We start from the raw sequence: 15,839 nt of genomic DNA, 5'->3' as shown, positions 1-15,839 counted from the left end.
CCCGGGGACGGGGTGCCGGCGGAGGACCCGCCGGCCGAGCCCGCTCCCGCGGAGCACACCGGCAACGGCCACGCCGACCGCGGCCCGGCTGACGGCACGCCGGACGCCCGCGGCGCGCCCGACGCCCAGGACGACCGGTCCGTCCCGCCATCGGCGGCCCAGCCCTCGGGGGAGGTCTCGCGGTGACCCCGACCTACTACCTGCTGCTGTCGGCGTTGCTGTTCACCATCGGCGCGGTCGGCGTGCTCGTCCGCCGCAACGCGATCGTGGTGTTCATGTGCGTCGAGCTGATGCTCAACGCGGTGAACCTGACGCTGGTCACCTTCGCCCGGATCAACGGGTCGCTGGACGGCCAGGTCATGGCGTTCTTCGTGATGGTGGTCGCGGCCGCCGAGGTGGTGGTCGGGCTGGCGATCATCATGGCGATCTTCCGGACCCGTCGCTCGACCTCGGTCGACGACGCCAACCTGTTGAAGTACTAGAGGGGCGCACGTGACGAGGACGGGAATGATCCTGGCCGACGGCCCGGCCGCCGCCGTCGCCGCCGAGGCGGGCGCGGCCACCGGCGTCGCCCAGTTCGCCTGGCTGGTGGTCGCGCTGCCGGCGTTCGGCGCGGCGGTGCTGCTGCTCGGCGGTCGCCGCACCAACGCGTGGGGCCACCTGCTCGGCTGCCTCACCGTGATCGCGGCGTTCGGCTACGGGCTGGCGCTGTTCCTCGACAGCGCCGGGCTTCCCGCCGGGGAGCGGGTGCGCGGGCTGCACCTGTTCTCCTGGATCCCGGTCAACGCGCTCCAGGTGGACTTCGGACTGCGGCTCGACCCGCTGTCGCTGGTGTTCGTCCTGCTGATCACCGGGGTGGGCGCGGCGATCCACGTCTACTCGGTCGGCTACATGGCCGGGGACGACAACCGCAGGAAGTTCTTCGCCTACCTCAACCTCTTCGTCGCCGCGATGCTGGTCCTGGTGCTGGGCGACAGCTTCGTGACGCTGTACCTGGGCTGGGAGGGCGTGGGCCTGGCCTCGTACCTGCTGATCGCGTTCTGGCACCACCGGCCGGAGGCGGCCACCGCGGCCAAGAAGGCGTTCGTGATGAACCGGGTCGGCGACGTCGGCCTGGCGATCGCGATCTTCATGATGTTCCGGACCCTCGGCACGACCCAGTACGACCAGGTCTTCGCCAGGGCCGGCGAGTTCTCCTCGGGCGAGCTGCTGGCGATCACCCTCCTGCTGCTGCTCGGCGCGTGCGGCAAGTCGGGCCAGTTCCCGCTGCAGGCGTGGTTGCCCGACGCCATGGCCGGCCCCACCCCGGTCTCCGCGCTGATCCACGCCGCGACCATGGTCACGGCCGGCGTGTACCTGATCGCCAGGTCCAACCCGATCTACGACCTGAGCCCGGACGGCCGGCTGGTGGTCACCGCCGTCGGCGCGTTCACGCTGTTGGTCGGGTGCGTCATCGGCTGCGCCTACGACGACTTCAAGAAGGTGCTGGCCTACTCGACAGTCAGCCAGATCGGCTACATGATCCTGGCGGTCGGCCTCGGCCCGTTCGGCTACGCGCTGGGCATCATGCACCTGCTGACGCACGGCTTCTTCAAGGCGGGGCTGTTCCTCGGCGCCGGCTCGGTGATGCACGGCATGAACGACGAGGGCGACATCCGGCGGATGGGCGGCCTCTGGCGGCACATGCCGATCACCTTCGCCACCTGGGGCCTGGGCTACCTGGCCCTGATCGGCTTCCCCGGGCTGTCCGGCTTCTTCTCCAAGGACGCCATCATCGAGGCCGCGTTCGGCCAGGAGGGCTGGCGCGGCTGGGTGTTCGGCGGCGCGGCCCTGCTCGGCGCGGGGCTGACCGCGTTCTACATGACCCGGTTGATGCTGCTGGTGTTCCTCGGCGAGAAGCGGTGGGAGCGGCTGAAGTCCGCCGACGGCCGGGACTACCACCCGCACGAGTCGCCCGCGGTGATGACCGTGCCGATGATCCTGATCGCGGTCGGCTCGGTCGGCGCTGGCGTGTTCCTCGCCTCCGGCGACCGGCTCGCGACCTGGTTGACGCCCTCGCTGGGCGAGCTGGGCAAGGCCGAGCACGGCGTCCTGCCGCACGCGCTGGTCCCGGTGCTCACGGTCGCGCTGTCCGCGCTGGGCGCGCTGGCGGCGTGGCTGGTCGTGGGCCGGAAGCCGGTGCCGGTCGAGCGCCCCCGGCGGGTGTCCCTCCCGGTCAGGGCGGCGCGGGCCGACCTGTACGGCAACGCGCTGAACGAGGCCCTGGTCGCCCGGCCCGGCGTCTGGCTGAGCAGGGCGCTGGTCTACGTCGACAACAAGGGCGTCGACGGTCTGGTCAACGGCCTGGCCGCGTTGCTGGGCGGCTCCTCCGGCCGGCTGCGCCGGCTGCAGACGGGTTTCGTGCGCTCCTACGCGCTGAGCATGCTGGGAGGTTCGGTCCTGGTGGTCGCGGCGCTGATGGTGGTGAGGTTCGCGTGAACGCAGCCTCCCTGGTGACGCTCATGGTGCTGCCGTTGCTGGGCGGCGCGGTGGTGGCGTCGCTGCGTGGCAACGACCGGCTGGCCAAGCAGGTCGCGCTGGGCTTCTCGCTGGTGGAGCTGGTGCTCGCCGCCGTCCTGTGGGCCGGGTACGACCCGGCGGGCGCGCGGTTGCAGCTGACCAGCTCGGTGGACTGGATCGCCGCGTTCGGCGTGCACCTGTCGTTCGGGGTGGACGGCATCGCGCTGGTGATGATCGCGGTCGTCGCGCTGCTGGGGCCGGTCGTGGTCGGCGCGGCCTGGCGGGAGAAGCTGCCGGCCGCCCGCACGGCGGGCGGGTTCCTGGGGCTGATCCTGGTCCAGCAGGGGTTGGTGGTCGGCGTCTTCGCCGCCACCGACGTGTTCCTGTTCTACGTGCTCTTCGAGATCATGCTGATCCCGATGTACTTCCTGATCGGCGGCTACGGCGGCGCCCGCCGGCAGTACGCGGCGGTCAAGTTCTTCCTGTACTCGTTCCTCGGCGGCCTGTTCATGCTGGCCTCGGCGATCGGCGCCTACGTCTACGCCGCCGGCCGGCTCGGCAGGGGCACCTTCGACTGGGCCACGCTGGTGGCCGTCGTGCGGGACGCGCCGCTGTCCACCCAGATCTGGCTCTTCCTCGGCTTCTTCGCGGCCTTCGCCATCAAGGCCCCGCTGGTGCCGGTGCACACCTGGCTGCCCGACGCGGCCGCCGAGGCGCCGATCGTGGTGTCGGTGATCCTGGTCGGCGTGCTGGACAAGGTCGGGATGTTCGGCTTCCTGCGGTACCTGCTGCCGATGTTCCCGAAGGCCAGCCAGGAGCTCGCGCCGCTGGTGCTGGTGCTCGCCGTGGTCGGTGTGCTGTACGGCTCGTTGCTGGCGACCGGCCAGCGGGATTTGAAGCGGTTCATCGCGTACGTGTCCATCGCGCACTTCGGGTTCATGGCGCTGGGCGTGTTCGCCTTCAGCACGCAGTCCCAGGTGGGCGCGGTCTCGTACATGATCAACCACAGCGTCGCCACCGGCATGCTGCTGCTGGTCATCGGCATGGTGATCGCGCGCGGCGGGTCCACGCGGATCAGCGACTACGGCGGGATGGCCCGGTTGACGCCCGTGCTGGGCGGGCTCTTCCTGCTCGCCGGGCTGTCCACGCTGTCCCTCCCGGGCACGAACTCCTTCGTGAGCGAGTTCCTGGTGCTGCTGGGCTCCTACCCGCGCGAGCCCGTCTACACGGTGCTCGCCGCCCTGGGCATGGTCCTGGCCGCGGTCTACGTGCTCTGGCTGTACCAGCGGTTGTTCCACGGCCCGGTCCGGGGCGACGCCCTGGTCGGGCTGGCCTCGGGACCCGGGGCGGTCGAGGACCCCGCCAGGGCGAAGGTGTCCGACCTGTCCGCGCGCGAGCTGGTCGTGCTCGCCCCGCTGGTGGTGTTGGTGCTGGGGCTCGGCATCTACCCGAAGCCGGTGCTCGACGTGGTCACCCCGTCGGTCTCGGCCACGATGACCGAGGTCGGCCTGGCGGACCCGGTCGCGCAGGGAGGCAAGTGAGGTGAGCGCACTGAGCGTGTCCGCTGTGTTCGGTACGCCCGTGTCGGGTGCGTCGTGGACCGTGCTCGCCCAGGGCTCGGTGCCGGCGCCGGAGGTCGACTACGGCGCGATCGGCGCGATGCTGGTCGTGTTCGCCGGCGCCTGCCTCGGCGTGCTGGTGGAGGCGTTCTTCCCCCGGCACGTGCGGTGGTCGTCGCAGGTCGCGTTGACGTTGCTGACGCTCGGCGCGGCCGGCGTCACCTTCGGCTGGTACGTCGGCCGGTCCGCGGCCCCGGTGACCACCCTGTCGGGGACCCTCGCCATCGACCGGCCCACGTTGTTCCTCTGGGGCACGCTGATCGCCCTGGCACTGGGCGCGGTGCTGCTGATCGCGGACCGGTCGGTCGAGCCGGGCGGCTCGTTCGTCGCGCAGGCCGCCATCCGGCCCGGCACCGTCCAGGACCGCGCGCAGGCGGCGACCAGCGGGATGCAGACCGAGATCTTCCCGCTGACCCTGTTCGCCCTCGGCGGGATGATGGTCTTCTGCGCCGCCAACGACCTGCTGACGATGTTCGTCGCGCTGGAGGTGCTCAGCCTCCCGCTCTACCTGATGTGCGGGTTGGCCCGCCGGCGCCGGCTGCTCTCCCAGGAGGCGGCCGTCAAGTACTTCCTGCTCGGCGCGTTCGCCTCGGCGTTCTTCCTGTACGGCCTGGCGCTGCTCTACGGCTACGCCGGCTCGGTCAAGCTGTCGGCCATCGCGGAGGCGACCGCCGGCAACGACCGCTCGGACTCGCTGCTCTACGTGGGCCTGGGCCTGCTCGTGGTCGGCCTGCTGTTCAAGGGCTCGGTCGGCCCGTTCCACACCTGGACCCCGGACGTCTACCAGGGCGCGCCCACGCCGGTCACGGCGTTCATGGCCGCCTGCACCAAGGTCGCCGCCTTCGGCGGGATCGTGCGGGTGCTCAACGTCGCCTTCAAGGCCAGCAGCTGGGAGTGGCGGGGCGTGCTGTGGGCGGTGGCCATCGCCTCGATGGTCATCGGCGCGGTGCTCGGCCTCACCCAGACCGACATCAAGCGGATGATCGCCTACTCGTCGGTCGCCCACGCCGGGTTCCTGCTGGTCGGCTCGATCGCGCTGACCGAGCAGGGGCGCTCCGGGACGTTGTTCTACCTGCTGGCCTACGGGTTCACCACGCTCGCCGCGTTCGGCATCGTGAGCCTGGTGCGCGACGGCAACGGCGAGGCGACGCACCTGTCGCAGTGGGCGGGGTTGGCCAAGCGGTCGCCGCTGACGGCGGCGGTGTTCACCTTCCTCCTGCTCGCGCTCGCCGGAATCCCGCTGACCAGCGGTTTCGTCGGCAAGTTCGTGGTGTTCACGGCCGCGGTGGACGACGGCATGGCGCCCCTGGTCGTGGTGGCCGTGGTGGCCAGCGCGATCGCCGCGTTCTTCTACCTCCGCGTGGTCGTGTTGATGTACTTCAGCGAGCCCGCGACCGACGGCCCGACCGTCACGGTGCCCGGAGTTTTCACCACCGTGGCCATCACACTCGGAGTCCTGGTTACGCTGCTGCTGGGTGTGTACCCCGCGGTCGCCCTCGACTGGGCCGGCCCCGGGCTCGCATTCGCCCCGTGACAGCGGCGATGAGGGCGACGGAGACGTGACGACGAGTACATCAACGGGGGGCGGGCACAACAACGCCCGCATGGACCTGGCCGACCCCGTCCTGGCCGACGGGGTGCGGACCGGGCTGGACCGCGTGGAGGCCCTGCTGCACTCCGTGGTGCAGCACGACTTCGGTCTGCTCACCGAGGCGTCGCTGCACCTGGTCGACGCGGGCGGCAAGCGCTTCCGCGCGTTGTTCACCCTGCTCTCCGCGCACTTCGGCGACCCGACGCGGGACGAGGTGGTCACGGCCGCGGCCGTGATCGAGCTGACCCACCTGGCGACGCTCTACCACGACGACGTGATGGACGAGGCCACGATGCGCCGGGGCGCGGCCAGCGCGAACGCGCGCTGGGGCAACACGGTCGCGATCCTCACCGGCGACTTCCTGTTCGCGCACGCCTCGCGGCTGGTCGCTGACCTGGGCACCGAGGCGGGTCGGCTGCTCGCCGAGACGTTCTCCCAGCTCGTGACCGGTCAGCTCCGGGAGACGGTGGGCCCGTCGGACGGCGACGACCCGGTGCGGCACTACCTGACCGTGGTCGCGGAGAAGACCGGCTCGCTCATCGCGGCCTGCGGCCGGTTCGGCGGCATGTTCGCCGGGGCCGCGCCGGAGCACGTGGCGGCGTTGGAGCGGTTCGGCGACGTGATCGGCACCGCCTTCCAGATCTCCGACGACGTCATCGACATCGCCTCACCGGCGACCGAGTCGGGCAAGACGCCGGGCACGGACCTGCGGGAGGGCGTGCTCACGCTGCCCATGCTGTACGCGCTGGAGGAGGAGGGGCCGCGCGGCGACCGGCTGCGCGAGCTGCTCGCCGCCCCGATCACCGACGACGCGCTGGTGACCGAGGCCCTCGACCTGCTGCGCGAGTCCACCGGGCTGGCGCGGGCGCGGGCGACCCTGGTCGAGTACGCCGACCGGGGGCGGGCCGAGCTGGCGGTGCTGCCGTCCTGCCCGGCGCGCGACGCGCTGGAGTCGCTGACCGACTACATGGTCGCCCGGTCCCACTGAGCCATCGGGGCCGCGGAACGTCCGGTCGGCCGGACTATGAACGAACACAGCCGAACACGGCCGGACGCCGGCCGGGCGGCGTTCCGTCAGCTGACGAAGATCGCCGAGGGAGATCGCTGGGGAGCGCCCGGGCGTCGGGCCCTCCCGGGGGAGCCCCACCCACGCCTCCGTGGGGTGGGGCGGCACCGGGCGAGGCGGGTGCCGGTGGCGGCCGGCTCAGCCGGTGGCGCCGGCTCCGGTCCTGGCGCGCCGGGCGGCGCGCACCGCGTCGACGGTGAAGATCGCCAGGGCCACCCAGACCAGCCCGAAGCCCAGCCAGCGGGAGGCCGGCATGTCCTCGCGCACCACCAGGACGCCCCAGGCGAACTGCAGGATCGGTGCCAGGTACTGGAGGATGCCGATGGTGACCAGCGGCACCCGGCGGGCGGCGGCGCCGAACAGCACCAGCGGGACGGCCGTGATCGGGCCGGTCAGCACCAGCAGCAACGCGTGCCCGACGCCGCCCCCGGCGAACGTGCCGGCGCCGGTCCACTCGAGCCACAGCACGTAGGCGGCGGCGAGCGGGCCGAGCACCGCGCTCTCCGCGGCGAGGCTGCTCGCCGAGTCCAGCGGCACCGTCTTCTTGATCAGGCCGTAGATCCCGAAGGTCACCGCGAGGGTGAGTGCGATCAGCGGCACCCGGCCGTAGTCCACGGTGAGCACCACGACCGCCCCGCCGGCGACGGCCAGCGCGACCCACTGCGCGCCGCGCAGCCGCTCCCCGAGCACGACCACGCCCAGCAGCACGCTGAAGAGCGGGTTCACGAAGTAGCCCAGCGCGGTCTCGACGACCTGCCCGCTGTTGACCCCGTAGATGTAGGTGGCCCAGTTGACCGCGATCAGGACCGCCGCGGCGGTGACCAGCAACCAACCCCGGCTGGGCAACGCTCGCAGAGTCCGCCAGCGGCCGGTGGCCAGAACGAGCATGCTCATGACCATGAAGGTCCAGGCGAGGCGGTGCCCGAGGATCTCGAACGGCCCCGCCGGCCGCAGCAGCGGCCAGAACGCGGGGAACAGTCCCCACAGGAGGTACGCGCCCGCGCCGAGGGCGAGGCCCAGGCCGTCGCCCCCGTGGGCGGCCCGCCCCGGGGCCGCCACCGGCGAAGGATCGTTCGTTAGCGGCGGCATGCACGCAGCTTACGGGGAGTGCTCGAAATGCCGTCCGTGTGTGACCCGACATGGGCCGGTTCGATCACCGGGCGCAATCGGGTGAAATGGGTACCGCCTGGAACGCGCACCGGAACGGAGGCCCGGCAGTGGGCAAGCCCCCGCACTCCGACCGGGACCGCGACGGAGAAGATCAACTTCAGCCGCCGGCCGGGAGCCGACGCGGCCTCGGGGACCGGGCGGGCTGGGTCGGCTGGCTGCTGGCCGCCGTCCTGTGCCCCGCGGCCGTCGCCGGGGCCGCCACCGCCACCACCGGCCAGCGCATCCAACGGGAGCTCACCGAGCGGGCCCAGCAGGCGCTGCGGGTCGCCGGCGTCGGCGGCCGGGTGGCCTTCGACGGCCGGGACGGCGAGGTGGTCGACGTGCCAGCCGGCCGGGGGGAGCAGGCCCGCCAGGTCGTCCAGGCCGTCGACGGCGTCCGCGCGGTGCGGGTGAGCGAGGCCGCGCCCGTCACGCCCCCGCCGGGGCCGCCGGCCGAGCCCCTCGGGATGACCTTCACCGGCAACCGGGTCGCGTTGGTGGGCGCGGTGCCCGACGAGGCGACCCGCGACGCGGTCCGGGCCGCCGTCGAGCGCGCGAGCGACCGCGAGGTCGTCCCGGGCCTCCGGGTCACGCCCACCGCCCCGATGCCGGGACCACCCGCCGCGTTCGGGGACCTGGCGCGGGCCGTGGGCGCCGTCCCCGGCGAACGCACGGTGTCCTGGACACTGTTGGGGGTCACCCTGACCGGTACAGTCCCGGATCCGGCCAGCCGTGGCCGGATCGAGGAGGCGGTCCGGAACGCGCTGCCCGGGGTGGAGGTGCACAGCCAGCTCGTGGTGACGAGGGACGGCTCGGCCCAGGCCGTGGAAACCGCTGGTACGCAGGAACAACTCGACCGGATGTTGATCGAGCACCCGATCACGTTCAACGCGAACAGCGCCGTGCTCACCCCGCAGGGCCTCGACGCCGTCCACCGGGTCGCCCGGTTGCTGCGCGACGTGTCGGACCGCACCGTTGAGGTCGGTGGGCACGTGGCGGCCGGGCCCGGAGGGGAGAGCAACGCGCTTCGGCTGAGCCAGCAGCGCGCAGACGCTGTCCGTGACAAGCTCGTCCGCCAGGGCCTGCCGGCGGAGCGGATCGTGGCCAAGGGGTTCGGTGACGCTCGACCCAGGGCCGACAACAACTCGCAAGAGGGCAAGGCGGCGAACCGTCGGGTCGAGATCACCGTACGGTAGGAGGGACTTCCCGTGACGTGGCTGTTCGGGCAGGTCTGGCTGTGGAGCGCGGTGGCGTTCCTGGCCGGAGCGCTCATCACCTGGCTGTTGTTCGCCCGCCCGGCGCGCCGCCGGCTCGCCGAGCTGGCGGACCAGGGCCCGGCACAGCCCGCGCTGTCCGGGTCGCGCGAGGGCTATCCCGACCAGGAGGACCGCGCCGACACCGGCGCCGGTCCCCGGGTCGCGCCGGCCCCGTTGGCCGCCCCTTCACCGCGGGCAGAGCCGTGGGGCGCCGAGGCGCCCAGGGAACCGGTCGCGGAGCACTCCGCCGAGCCGGCGGGGGAGCCGAGGGGCCGCGCGCCCGAGGCGCCGGCCGTCGAGCCGGCGGCGGCTCCGCCGCGCCCGACAACGCCGCCGCAGCCGGTGGCGCCGGTCGCCGCCGGGGTCCCGGGCTCGCCCGAGTCGGCCGAGATGACGGCGGTCATCCCGGCCCACCAGGACGGCCGGCCCGCCCCTGACCTCACCAGGGAGGACCTGGCCAGGCCCGCGGCCGCGTCCCCCGGGCAGTCGGCGCCCCAGGAGCACGCGCCGCCCGGCGACGTCGGTTTCCCGCGCCCCGGGCAGCCGGTCGAGCCCGCGCCGTTCGCCGGCGAGCGGCCGCCGACCCCGCCGAGCACGGAGTCGATCGCCGCGGCGCTGGGCGGCCTGGAGGGCGAGGGCCCTGGCGGCCCCAACGGCGCCGAGCGCGCCGGGTTCGCGCCGCCGCGGCCCACGCCGCGCCGGGTGAGCGTGCCCCCGATGGCCTTCGCGCCCGCGCCGGAGCCCGCGCCCGAGTCCGCCGCGCCGGTCGAGGCCACCGCGGGGTGGGCCGTGCCGCGGGAGGCGGAGCAGCCGCTGGCCGCGTGGACGGGCCGGGAGAACCACGAGCCGCTCGCCGGCCGGCCCGAGGACGAGATCACGGCCGGCGAGCCCGGCGCCGGGATCCCGGACGTCGACCAGTGGGTCACGCCGGCGCCGCGCCCGGCCGTCGTGGACGAGCCGGCCACCTACGAGCGGGCCCAGCTGGACGAGCGGTGGCAGCCGCTGACCGTGCAGGGCGGCGAGCCCCCGCGGGGGCCGGAGCCCGCGCCGGTGGAGTCCGGCCCGTCCGCCCCGGCCGAGCCGGCGGGCGGCCGCTACCCCACCGAGCCGCCAGCCGGCGAGCCGCAGCCGCCGGTGACCGGGGAGATGCACGCCCCGCCGGAGCCGGAGCTGGTCGACGCCGAGCCGCCGACCGGCCTGGAGGACGACGAGGCCGAGCCGGAGGCGGAGCGGACCGGGCCGGTGTCCGCCGCGATGATCGCCGAGCAGGTGCGACGGGCTGGCGGGGTCGACTCCGCCGAGTTCGGGGAGCCGGCCGAGCCCGGCCTGGCGGAGCCCGGCCTGACCGAGCCCGGCCTGACCGAGCACAGCCTGACCGAACGGGAGCTGATCGACCAGGAGATCGCCGAGGACGAGCTGGCCGCCAGGACGGCGGCCGAGGAGCAGGCCGCCGAGCGCGCCACCCGCGCGCGGCACGCGCTGCCCGACTCCGGGGCCGGGGTCGAGCCGGGGCGCGGCGTCGCGCCCGAGGCGTCGGTGGACCGCGACGAGGACGATCCCTACCAGGCGGCGGCCACCAGCCGCGCCGAGGCCCGGGCGGCCGAGGCGGAGCGCGGGGCCGAGCCGGGTGCGCACCTCCCCGAGCGTCCGGCGGGGACGGACGAGCCCCTCACTCCGCCGACGTCCGCGCCGTGGGACCGGGTCGGGCCTGCTTCCCGAGACCGGGAGGACACCGTGCACGAGCACACGGAGATGCCACCCCTGCCCACCCACGACGAGCTGATCGGCCTGGCTGGCGCGGAGTCCGAGCGCCGGACGCCGACCGGCCCCGCGCGCGCCGACAGGGAACCGACCGAACCGCCGACCCCGCCGAGGGGCCAGGCCGCGGGCGAGCCGTGGGGCGACCAGCCCGCCCCGGGCGCGGCGGGCCCGACCGAGCAGGGCCAGCGTGACCCCCGGCCGCCGGCCGGGTTCGGGTCGCCGGCGCCGGCTCCGATCGACCCCGCGCCGGCCGTCCCGCCCACGGCGCCCGTCGAGGCGGCGTCGGCCGCCCCGGCGTCCCAGCCGTGGACTCCGCAGGGTGAGCGCCCCGGCAACGGGCTGGCCGCGGCGTTCCGGTCGAGCGCCGCGCCCGCGGACGCGCCGGCCCCGCCGCGCACCGAGGCCCCGTCCCCGGTGCCCCAGGCGCCGGTGGCCCAGTCCCCGGTGGCCCAGTCCCCGGTGACCCAGTCCCCGGTGACCCAGCCCCCGGTGACGCCGCCGACGTCGGTCCAGCAGCCGGTGACCCCGCCCCAGGCCGCGCAGCCGTCAGCTCCGCAGCCGCCGGTGGCGCCGCCCGCCCCGCAGGCATCGGCGCCCGTCGAGGCGGATCGCCCGCGTTCGCTGTTCGAGCCGGTGGTCGACCCGGACACCGCCCGCCAGGGCACCCCGCCGGCCGCCTCCGCGCCGCAGCGCGTGGCGACCGGGCCCGCCCCGGCTGGCTCGGGCGCGACCTACCCGCAGCCGGCCGCGCCGACCCCGGCTGAGCAGATCGCCCCGCAGCGCCGGGAGGCCGCGTCGCCGCAGCCGGCGGCGCCCGCCCAGCCGCCGTCGTGGCCGGGTGGCGCGCCGGCAGCGCCCGCCGGCGCGGGCTGGACGCCCCAGCCGGCGCCCGGCCCGGCGGCCCCGCTCCCCAAGCGCCAGGTCGCCTCGGCGGTCGAGGCCGCTCCCGCGCCCGCCGCGCCGGCCGCGCCCGCTCCGGCGGCCCCGCGGCAGGTCGCGGCCGCCGAGAGCGCGCCAGCCGCGCCCCGGCCGCCGGCCGCGCCGCCCTCGCCCTTCGGGCCGGGCTCGGCGCTGCCCAACCCGGACGGCTCGGCGCCGGCCGCGGAGTTCCGGGTGAAGGCGAGCGCGTCGTCGATGCTGTTCCACACCGCCGATTCGCCGTACTACGCGCGGACCAGGGCGGAGGTGTGGTTCCGCAGTCCGGAGGAGGCGGAGCGCGCCGGCTTCCGCGCATGGAACCAGCCGCGCTGACCCCGGAGCAGGACCAGGGCGGGCGTTCCCTCAGGGGGCGCCCGCCCTCCTCTTTCGCGCCCTGTCCGGCTCCCCGGGGCTGGCTGGCGGACCAGCACTGGACAACTGATGCGTAGGTCGGGGTGGTGGCCGTGGTCGCTGCCCGCCCGATGCCCGGGCTGCCACTCACCTGGGCCCGGGGATCGACCAACGGCAGGTGCTCAGGGCGGTCCGCGACCAAGAGCGCGGCCCGGCACCGTCGTCCGATCCGCTGATCACCGCCGAACGCCGAAGTCCGGAGTCGGTCGACCACACCATCAACGGCCAGTTGGACCTGGAACAGCAAACGCGCGAGGCGCTCGACCGGAAGATCCGGCCGAGCGCCTCGTCGAGCGTGCTGGAGAGCCCCTGCGCCCCTACGCCACGGTCCAGGTGTCCTTGCCGCGCAGCAGCGCGCCCAGGTCGGCCGGCTTCGCCGCCTTGGCCTCGTCCACCTGGGTTCGCGCCAGGTCGTCGTAGCTCGGGCGGGAGACCGAGCGGAACACGCCGGTGACGGTGTGGTCCAGGTCCTGGCCGCCCAGCCGCGACAGGGCGAACGCGTAGGACGGGTCGTCGAGCGTGGCGTCGTGCACGACCACGGCGTCCTCACCGACCTCGGCCACCTTGCGCACCTGGAGGACGCCGGTCGCCGCGTCCCGCACCACGCCGTACTCGCCATCGGCGCCGAACCGGATCGGCTCGCCGTGCCGCAGCGGGATGATCCGCCGCTCCCGCTCGCCGGCCTCCTTGAGGACGTCGAACGCGCCGTCGTTGAAGATCGGGCAGTTCTGGTAGATCTCCACGAGCGCCGTGCCCCGGTGCTCGGCCGCCGCCCGCAGCACCTCGGTGAGCTGCTTGCGGTCGGAGTCGAGGGCGCGCGCCACGAAGGTCCCCTCCGCGCCGAGCGCGAGGGAGATCGGGTTGAACGGGTGGTCCAACGAGCCCATCGGGGTCGACTTGGTGACCTTGCCGACCTCGGAGGTGGGCGAGTACTGGCCCTTGGTCAGCCCGTAGATCCGGTTGTTGAACAGCAGGATCTTGAGGTTGACGTTGCGGCGCAGCGCGTGCACCAGGTGGTTGCCGCCGATCGACAGCGCGTCGCCGTCGCCGGTGACCACCCAGACCGACAGGTCGGGCCGGGAGACCGACAGGCCGGTGGCGATGGACGGGGCGCGGCCGTGGATGGAGTGCATCCCGTAGGTGTTCATGTAGTACGGGAAGCGCGAGGAGCAGCCGATGCCGGAGACGAACACGATGTTCTCCCGGCGCAGCCCCAGCTCCGGCAGGAACGAGCGCACCGCCGCGAGGATCGCGTAGTCACCGCAACCGGGGCACCAGCGGACCTCCTGGTCGCTGGTGAAGTCCTTCGCGGTCTGCCTGGCGTCGGTCGTGGGGACCCCCGCCAACCCGCCGATCTCGGGCAGGCCCAGGTCGATCGCCGTCATGCCGCGACCCCCTTGATGATCTCGGTGAACACACCCTGCAGCTCTTCGGCCTTGAACGGCAGCCCGGCGACCTTGGTGTGGCTGATCGCGTCGACCAGGTACCGCGCGCGCAGCAGCATCGCCAGCTGGCCCAGGTTCATCTCCGGCACGACCACCCTGCGGTAGCGCCGCAGCACGTCGCCGAGGTTGCCCGGCAGCGGGTTGAGGTGGCGCAGGTGGGCGTGGGCGATCGTCATGCCCAGTCGGCGGACCCGCCGGCAGGCCGCGCCGATCGGGCCGTAGGTGGAGCCCCAGCCGACCACGAGCAGGTCGGCGTCCCCGGTCGGGTCGTCGACCTCCACGTCGGGCACGGCCACGCCGTCCACCTTGGCCTGGCGGATGCGCACCATCCGGTCGTGGTTGTCCGGGTCGTAGGAGATGTTGCCCTTGCCCTCGGCCTTCTCCAGGCCGCCGATCCGGTGCTCCAGCCCGGGGGTGCCGGGCACGGCCCACGGTCGGGCCAGGGTCTCCGGGTCGCGCAGGTACGGCCAGAACTCGCCGGAGCCGTCCGGGGCGTTGGGCTCGGTGGCGAACCCGACCTCGATCGGCGGCAGCTCGTCGACGGTGGGCACCAGCCACGGCTCCGAGCCGTTCGCGATGTAGCCGTCGGACAGCAGCAGCACGGGGGTGCGGTAGGTCAGGGCGATCCGCGCGGCCTCGACGGCGGCGTCGAAGCAGTCCGCCGGCGAGCACGGCGCGATGATCGGCAACGGCGCCTCGCCGTTGCGGCCGAACATCGCCTGCAGCAGGTCGGCCTGCTCGGTCTTGGTCGGCAGGCCGGTGGACGGGCCGCCGCGCTGGATGTCGCAGACCAGCAGCGGCAGCTCGGTCATCACGGCGAGGCCGATGGTCTCCGACTTCAGCGCGAGGCCGGGGCCGGAGGTGGTGGTCACGCCGAGCGCTCCGCCGAAGGACGCGCCCAGCGCGGCGCCCACGCCGGCGATCTCGTCCTCGGCCTGGAACGTGGTGACCCCGAAGTTCTTGTGCCTGGCCAGCTCGTGCAGCACGTCCGAGGCGGGGGTGATCGGGTAGGACCCGAGGAACACCGGCAGCGAGGCGAGCTGCCCGGCGGCGACGATGCCGTAGGCGAGCGCCGTGTTGCCGGTGATCTGCCGGTAGGTGCCGGTGGGCAGGGCGGCCGGGGCGACCTCGTAGGTCACCGCGAACGACTCGGTGGTCTCGCCGAAGTTCCAGCCGGCGCGGAAGGCGAGGATGTTGGCCTCGGCGATGTCCGGCTTCTTCGCGAACTTCTCCCGGAGGAAGCGCTCGGTCCCCTCGGTCGGCCGGTGGTACATCCAGGACAGCAGGCCGAGCGCGAACATGTTCTTCGCGCGCTCCGCGTCCTTCTTGGTCAGGCCGGTCTCCTCCAGCGCGCCCTTGGTGAGGGTGGCCATGGCCACCCGGTGCACCGTGTACGCCTCCAGGGAGCCGTCCTCCAGCGGGTCGCCGTCGTAGCCGACCTTGGCCAGGTTCCGCTTGGTGAACTCGTCGGTGTTGACGATCAGCGTGCCGCCCGGGGGCAGGTCGCCGAGGTTGGCCTTGAGCGCGGCGGGGTTCATCGCGACGAGCACGTCCGGCCGGTCGCCGGGGGTGAGGATGTCGTAGTCGGCGAAGTGGAGCTGGAAGCTGGAGACGCCGGGCAGGGTGCCCTGCGGGGCGCGGATCTCCGCGGGGAAGTTGGGCAGGGTGGCCAGGTCGTTGCCGAAGGCGGCCGCCTCGGAGGTGAACCGGTCACCGGTGAGCTGCATGCCGTCGCCGGAGTCCCCGGCGAACCGGATGACGACCCGGTCCAGCTTGCGGACCTCGGCGGATCGTCCGGGTGCGGGTGTCCCGTGAGACACCGTTGGGCTGCTTCCCACGTCTGCGGTCATGGGCTCGGGGTCCCTCTCTCACGCGTGTCAGCCGGGCGTCGAAACCCGTGCGAATGTCCGGCACGCCGGTTCCGGCGCGCCCTCCCCGCTCCGGTGACGAGCGTAGTGGGCACTCGATCGCGTTCCGGCCCGTGAGACCTGTTCCCGTTCGCCGGTGGCGCGGCCGCTGGGCCCGTCACACCCACTGCCACCCCTCCAAGGTAGGGACGCCCCGCCTCGCGGGTCGGCCGATGCAACGCGCGTCACATCGGGCCGGCCGCGTGGGCTGGAATAA

General features: G+C 74.0%; 10 protein-coding genes. 7 read left to right on the top strand and 3 right to left on the bottom strand.

The window, feature by feature from the left end; translation table 11 throughout:
* Positions 1-182: 182 nt before the first annotated feature.
* The 5 genes from nuoK to BUE43_RS00765 all read left to right on the top strand — a co-directional run bounded on the left by nuoK (position 183) and on the right by BUE43_RS00765 (position 6,697).
* Positions 183-482: an NADH-quinone oxidoreductase subunit NuoK gene (gene nuoK, locus BUE43_RS00785; protein ID WP_073479389.1), complete on the top strand. Its 300-nt coding sequence runs from the start codon at positions 183-185 to the stop codon at positions 480-482.
* A gap of 25 nt (positions 483-507) precedes the next feature.
* Positions 508-2,478, top strand: coding sequence for an NADH-quinone oxidoreductase subunit L (gene nuoL, locus BUE43_RS00780; protein WP_083959209.1), 1,971 nt, complete (start codon positions 508-510; stop codon positions 2,476-2,478).
* Positions 2,475-4,040: an NADH-quinone oxidoreductase subunit M gene (locus tag BUE43_RS00775; protein WP_268844403.1), complete on the top strand. Its 1,566-nt coding sequence runs from the start codon at positions 2,475-2,477 to the stop codon at positions 4,038-4,040. The genes nuoL and BUE43_RS00775 overlap by 4 nt, the downstream gene beginning before the upstream one ends.
* Before the next feature lie 40 nt (positions 4,041-4,080).
* Positions 4,081-5,652 carry an NADH-quinone oxidoreductase subunit NuoN gene (nuoN, locus tag BUE43_RS00770; RefSeq protein ID WP_234995465.1) on the top strand — a complete coding sequence of 524 codons (1,572 nt, stop codon included), beginning with the start codon at positions 4,081-4,083 and terminating at the stop codon, positions 5,650-5,652.
* A 70-nt stretch (positions 5,653-5,722) separates the two neighbouring features.
* Positions 5,723-6,697, top strand: a complete 975-nt coding sequence (locus tag BUE43_RS00765; RefSeq protein WP_073479388.1) for a polyprenyl synthetase family protein — start codon at positions 5,723-5,725, stop codon at positions 6,695-6,697.
* Positions 6,698-6,913: 216 nt separating this feature from the next.
* On the opposite strand, the gene rarD is transcribed toward BUE43_RS00765, so the two are convergent.
* Complete coding sequence (gene rarD, locus BUE43_RS00760) at positions 6,914-7,864, bottom strand: EamA family transporter RarD (RefSeq protein ID WP_083959207.1); 951 nt, start codon at positions 7,862-7,864, stop codon at positions 6,914-6,916.
* Positions 7,865-7,992: 128 nt separating this feature from the next.
* Between rarD and BUE43_RS00755 the strand changes: the two genes are divergently transcribed.
* Positions 7,993-9,120 (top strand): OmpA family protein, encoded by a 1,128-nt coding sequence (locus BUE43_RS00755; protein ID WP_073479386.1) that lies wholly within the window; start codon positions 7,993-7,995, stop codon positions 9,118-9,120.
* Positions 9,121-9,132: 12 nt separating this feature from the next.
* Complete coding sequence (locus BUE43_RS00750; RefSeq protein ID WP_073479385.1) at positions 9,133-12,192, top strand: sunset domain-containing protein; 3,060 nt, start codon at positions 9,133-9,135, stop codon at positions 12,190-12,192.
* A gap of 395 nt (positions 12,193-12,587) precedes the next feature.
* Here BUE43_RS00750 and BUE43_RS00745 read toward each other — a convergent pair whose 3' ends face one another.
* Both BUE43_RS00745 and BUE43_RS00740 read right to left on the bottom strand, forming a co-directional pair.
* Positions 12,588-13,655 (bottom strand): 2-oxoacid:ferredoxin oxidoreductase subunit beta, encoded by a 1,068-nt coding sequence (locus BUE43_RS00745; RefSeq protein WP_073479384.1) that lies wholly within the window; start codon positions 13,653-13,655, stop codon positions 12,588-12,590.
* A complete protein-coding gene (locus tag BUE43_RS00740; RefSeq protein WP_073479383.1) occupies positions 13,652-15,565 on the bottom strand; it encodes a 2-oxoacid:acceptor oxidoreductase subunit alpha in 1,914 nt (637 codons plus the stop codon). Before BUE43_RS00740 ends, BUE43_RS00745 begins: the two co-directional genes overlap by 4 nt.
* Positions 15,566-15,839: the final 274 nt, after the last annotated feature.

The sequence above is a fragment of the Streptoalloteichus hindustanus genome (genome assembly GCF_900129375.1).
Classification (GTDB): domain Bacteria; phylum Actinomycetota; class Actinomycetes; order Mycobacteriales; family Pseudonocardiaceae; genus Streptoalloteichus; species Streptoalloteichus hindustanus.
The sequence above is the reverse complement of the archived record's forward strand: the minus strand, read 5'-3'. Positions and strand labels throughout refer to the sequence as shown.

Bases quoted from the DNA above. Each gene is read 5' to 3' on its own strand.
- nuoL (WP_083959209.1), top strand. From the start codon at position 508: ATGATCCTGGCCGACGGCCCGGCCGCCGCCGTCGCCGCCGAGGCGGGC.
- BUE43_RS00765 (WP_073479388.1), top strand. From the start codon at position 5,723: ATGGACCTGGCCGACCCCGTCCTGGCCGACGGGGTGCGGACCGGGCTG.
- rarD (WP_083959207.1), bottom strand. From the start codon at position 7,864: ATGCCGCCGCTAACGAACGATCCTTCGCCGGTGGCGGCCCCGGGGCGG.
- BUE43_RS00745 (WP_073479384.1), bottom strand. From the start codon at position 13,655: ATGACGGCGATCGACCTGGGCCTGCCCGAGATCGGCGGGTTGGCGGGG.
- BUE43_RS00740 (WP_073479383.1), bottom strand. From the start codon at position 15,565: ATGACCGCAGACGTGGGAAGCAGCCCAACGGTGTCTCACGGGACACCC.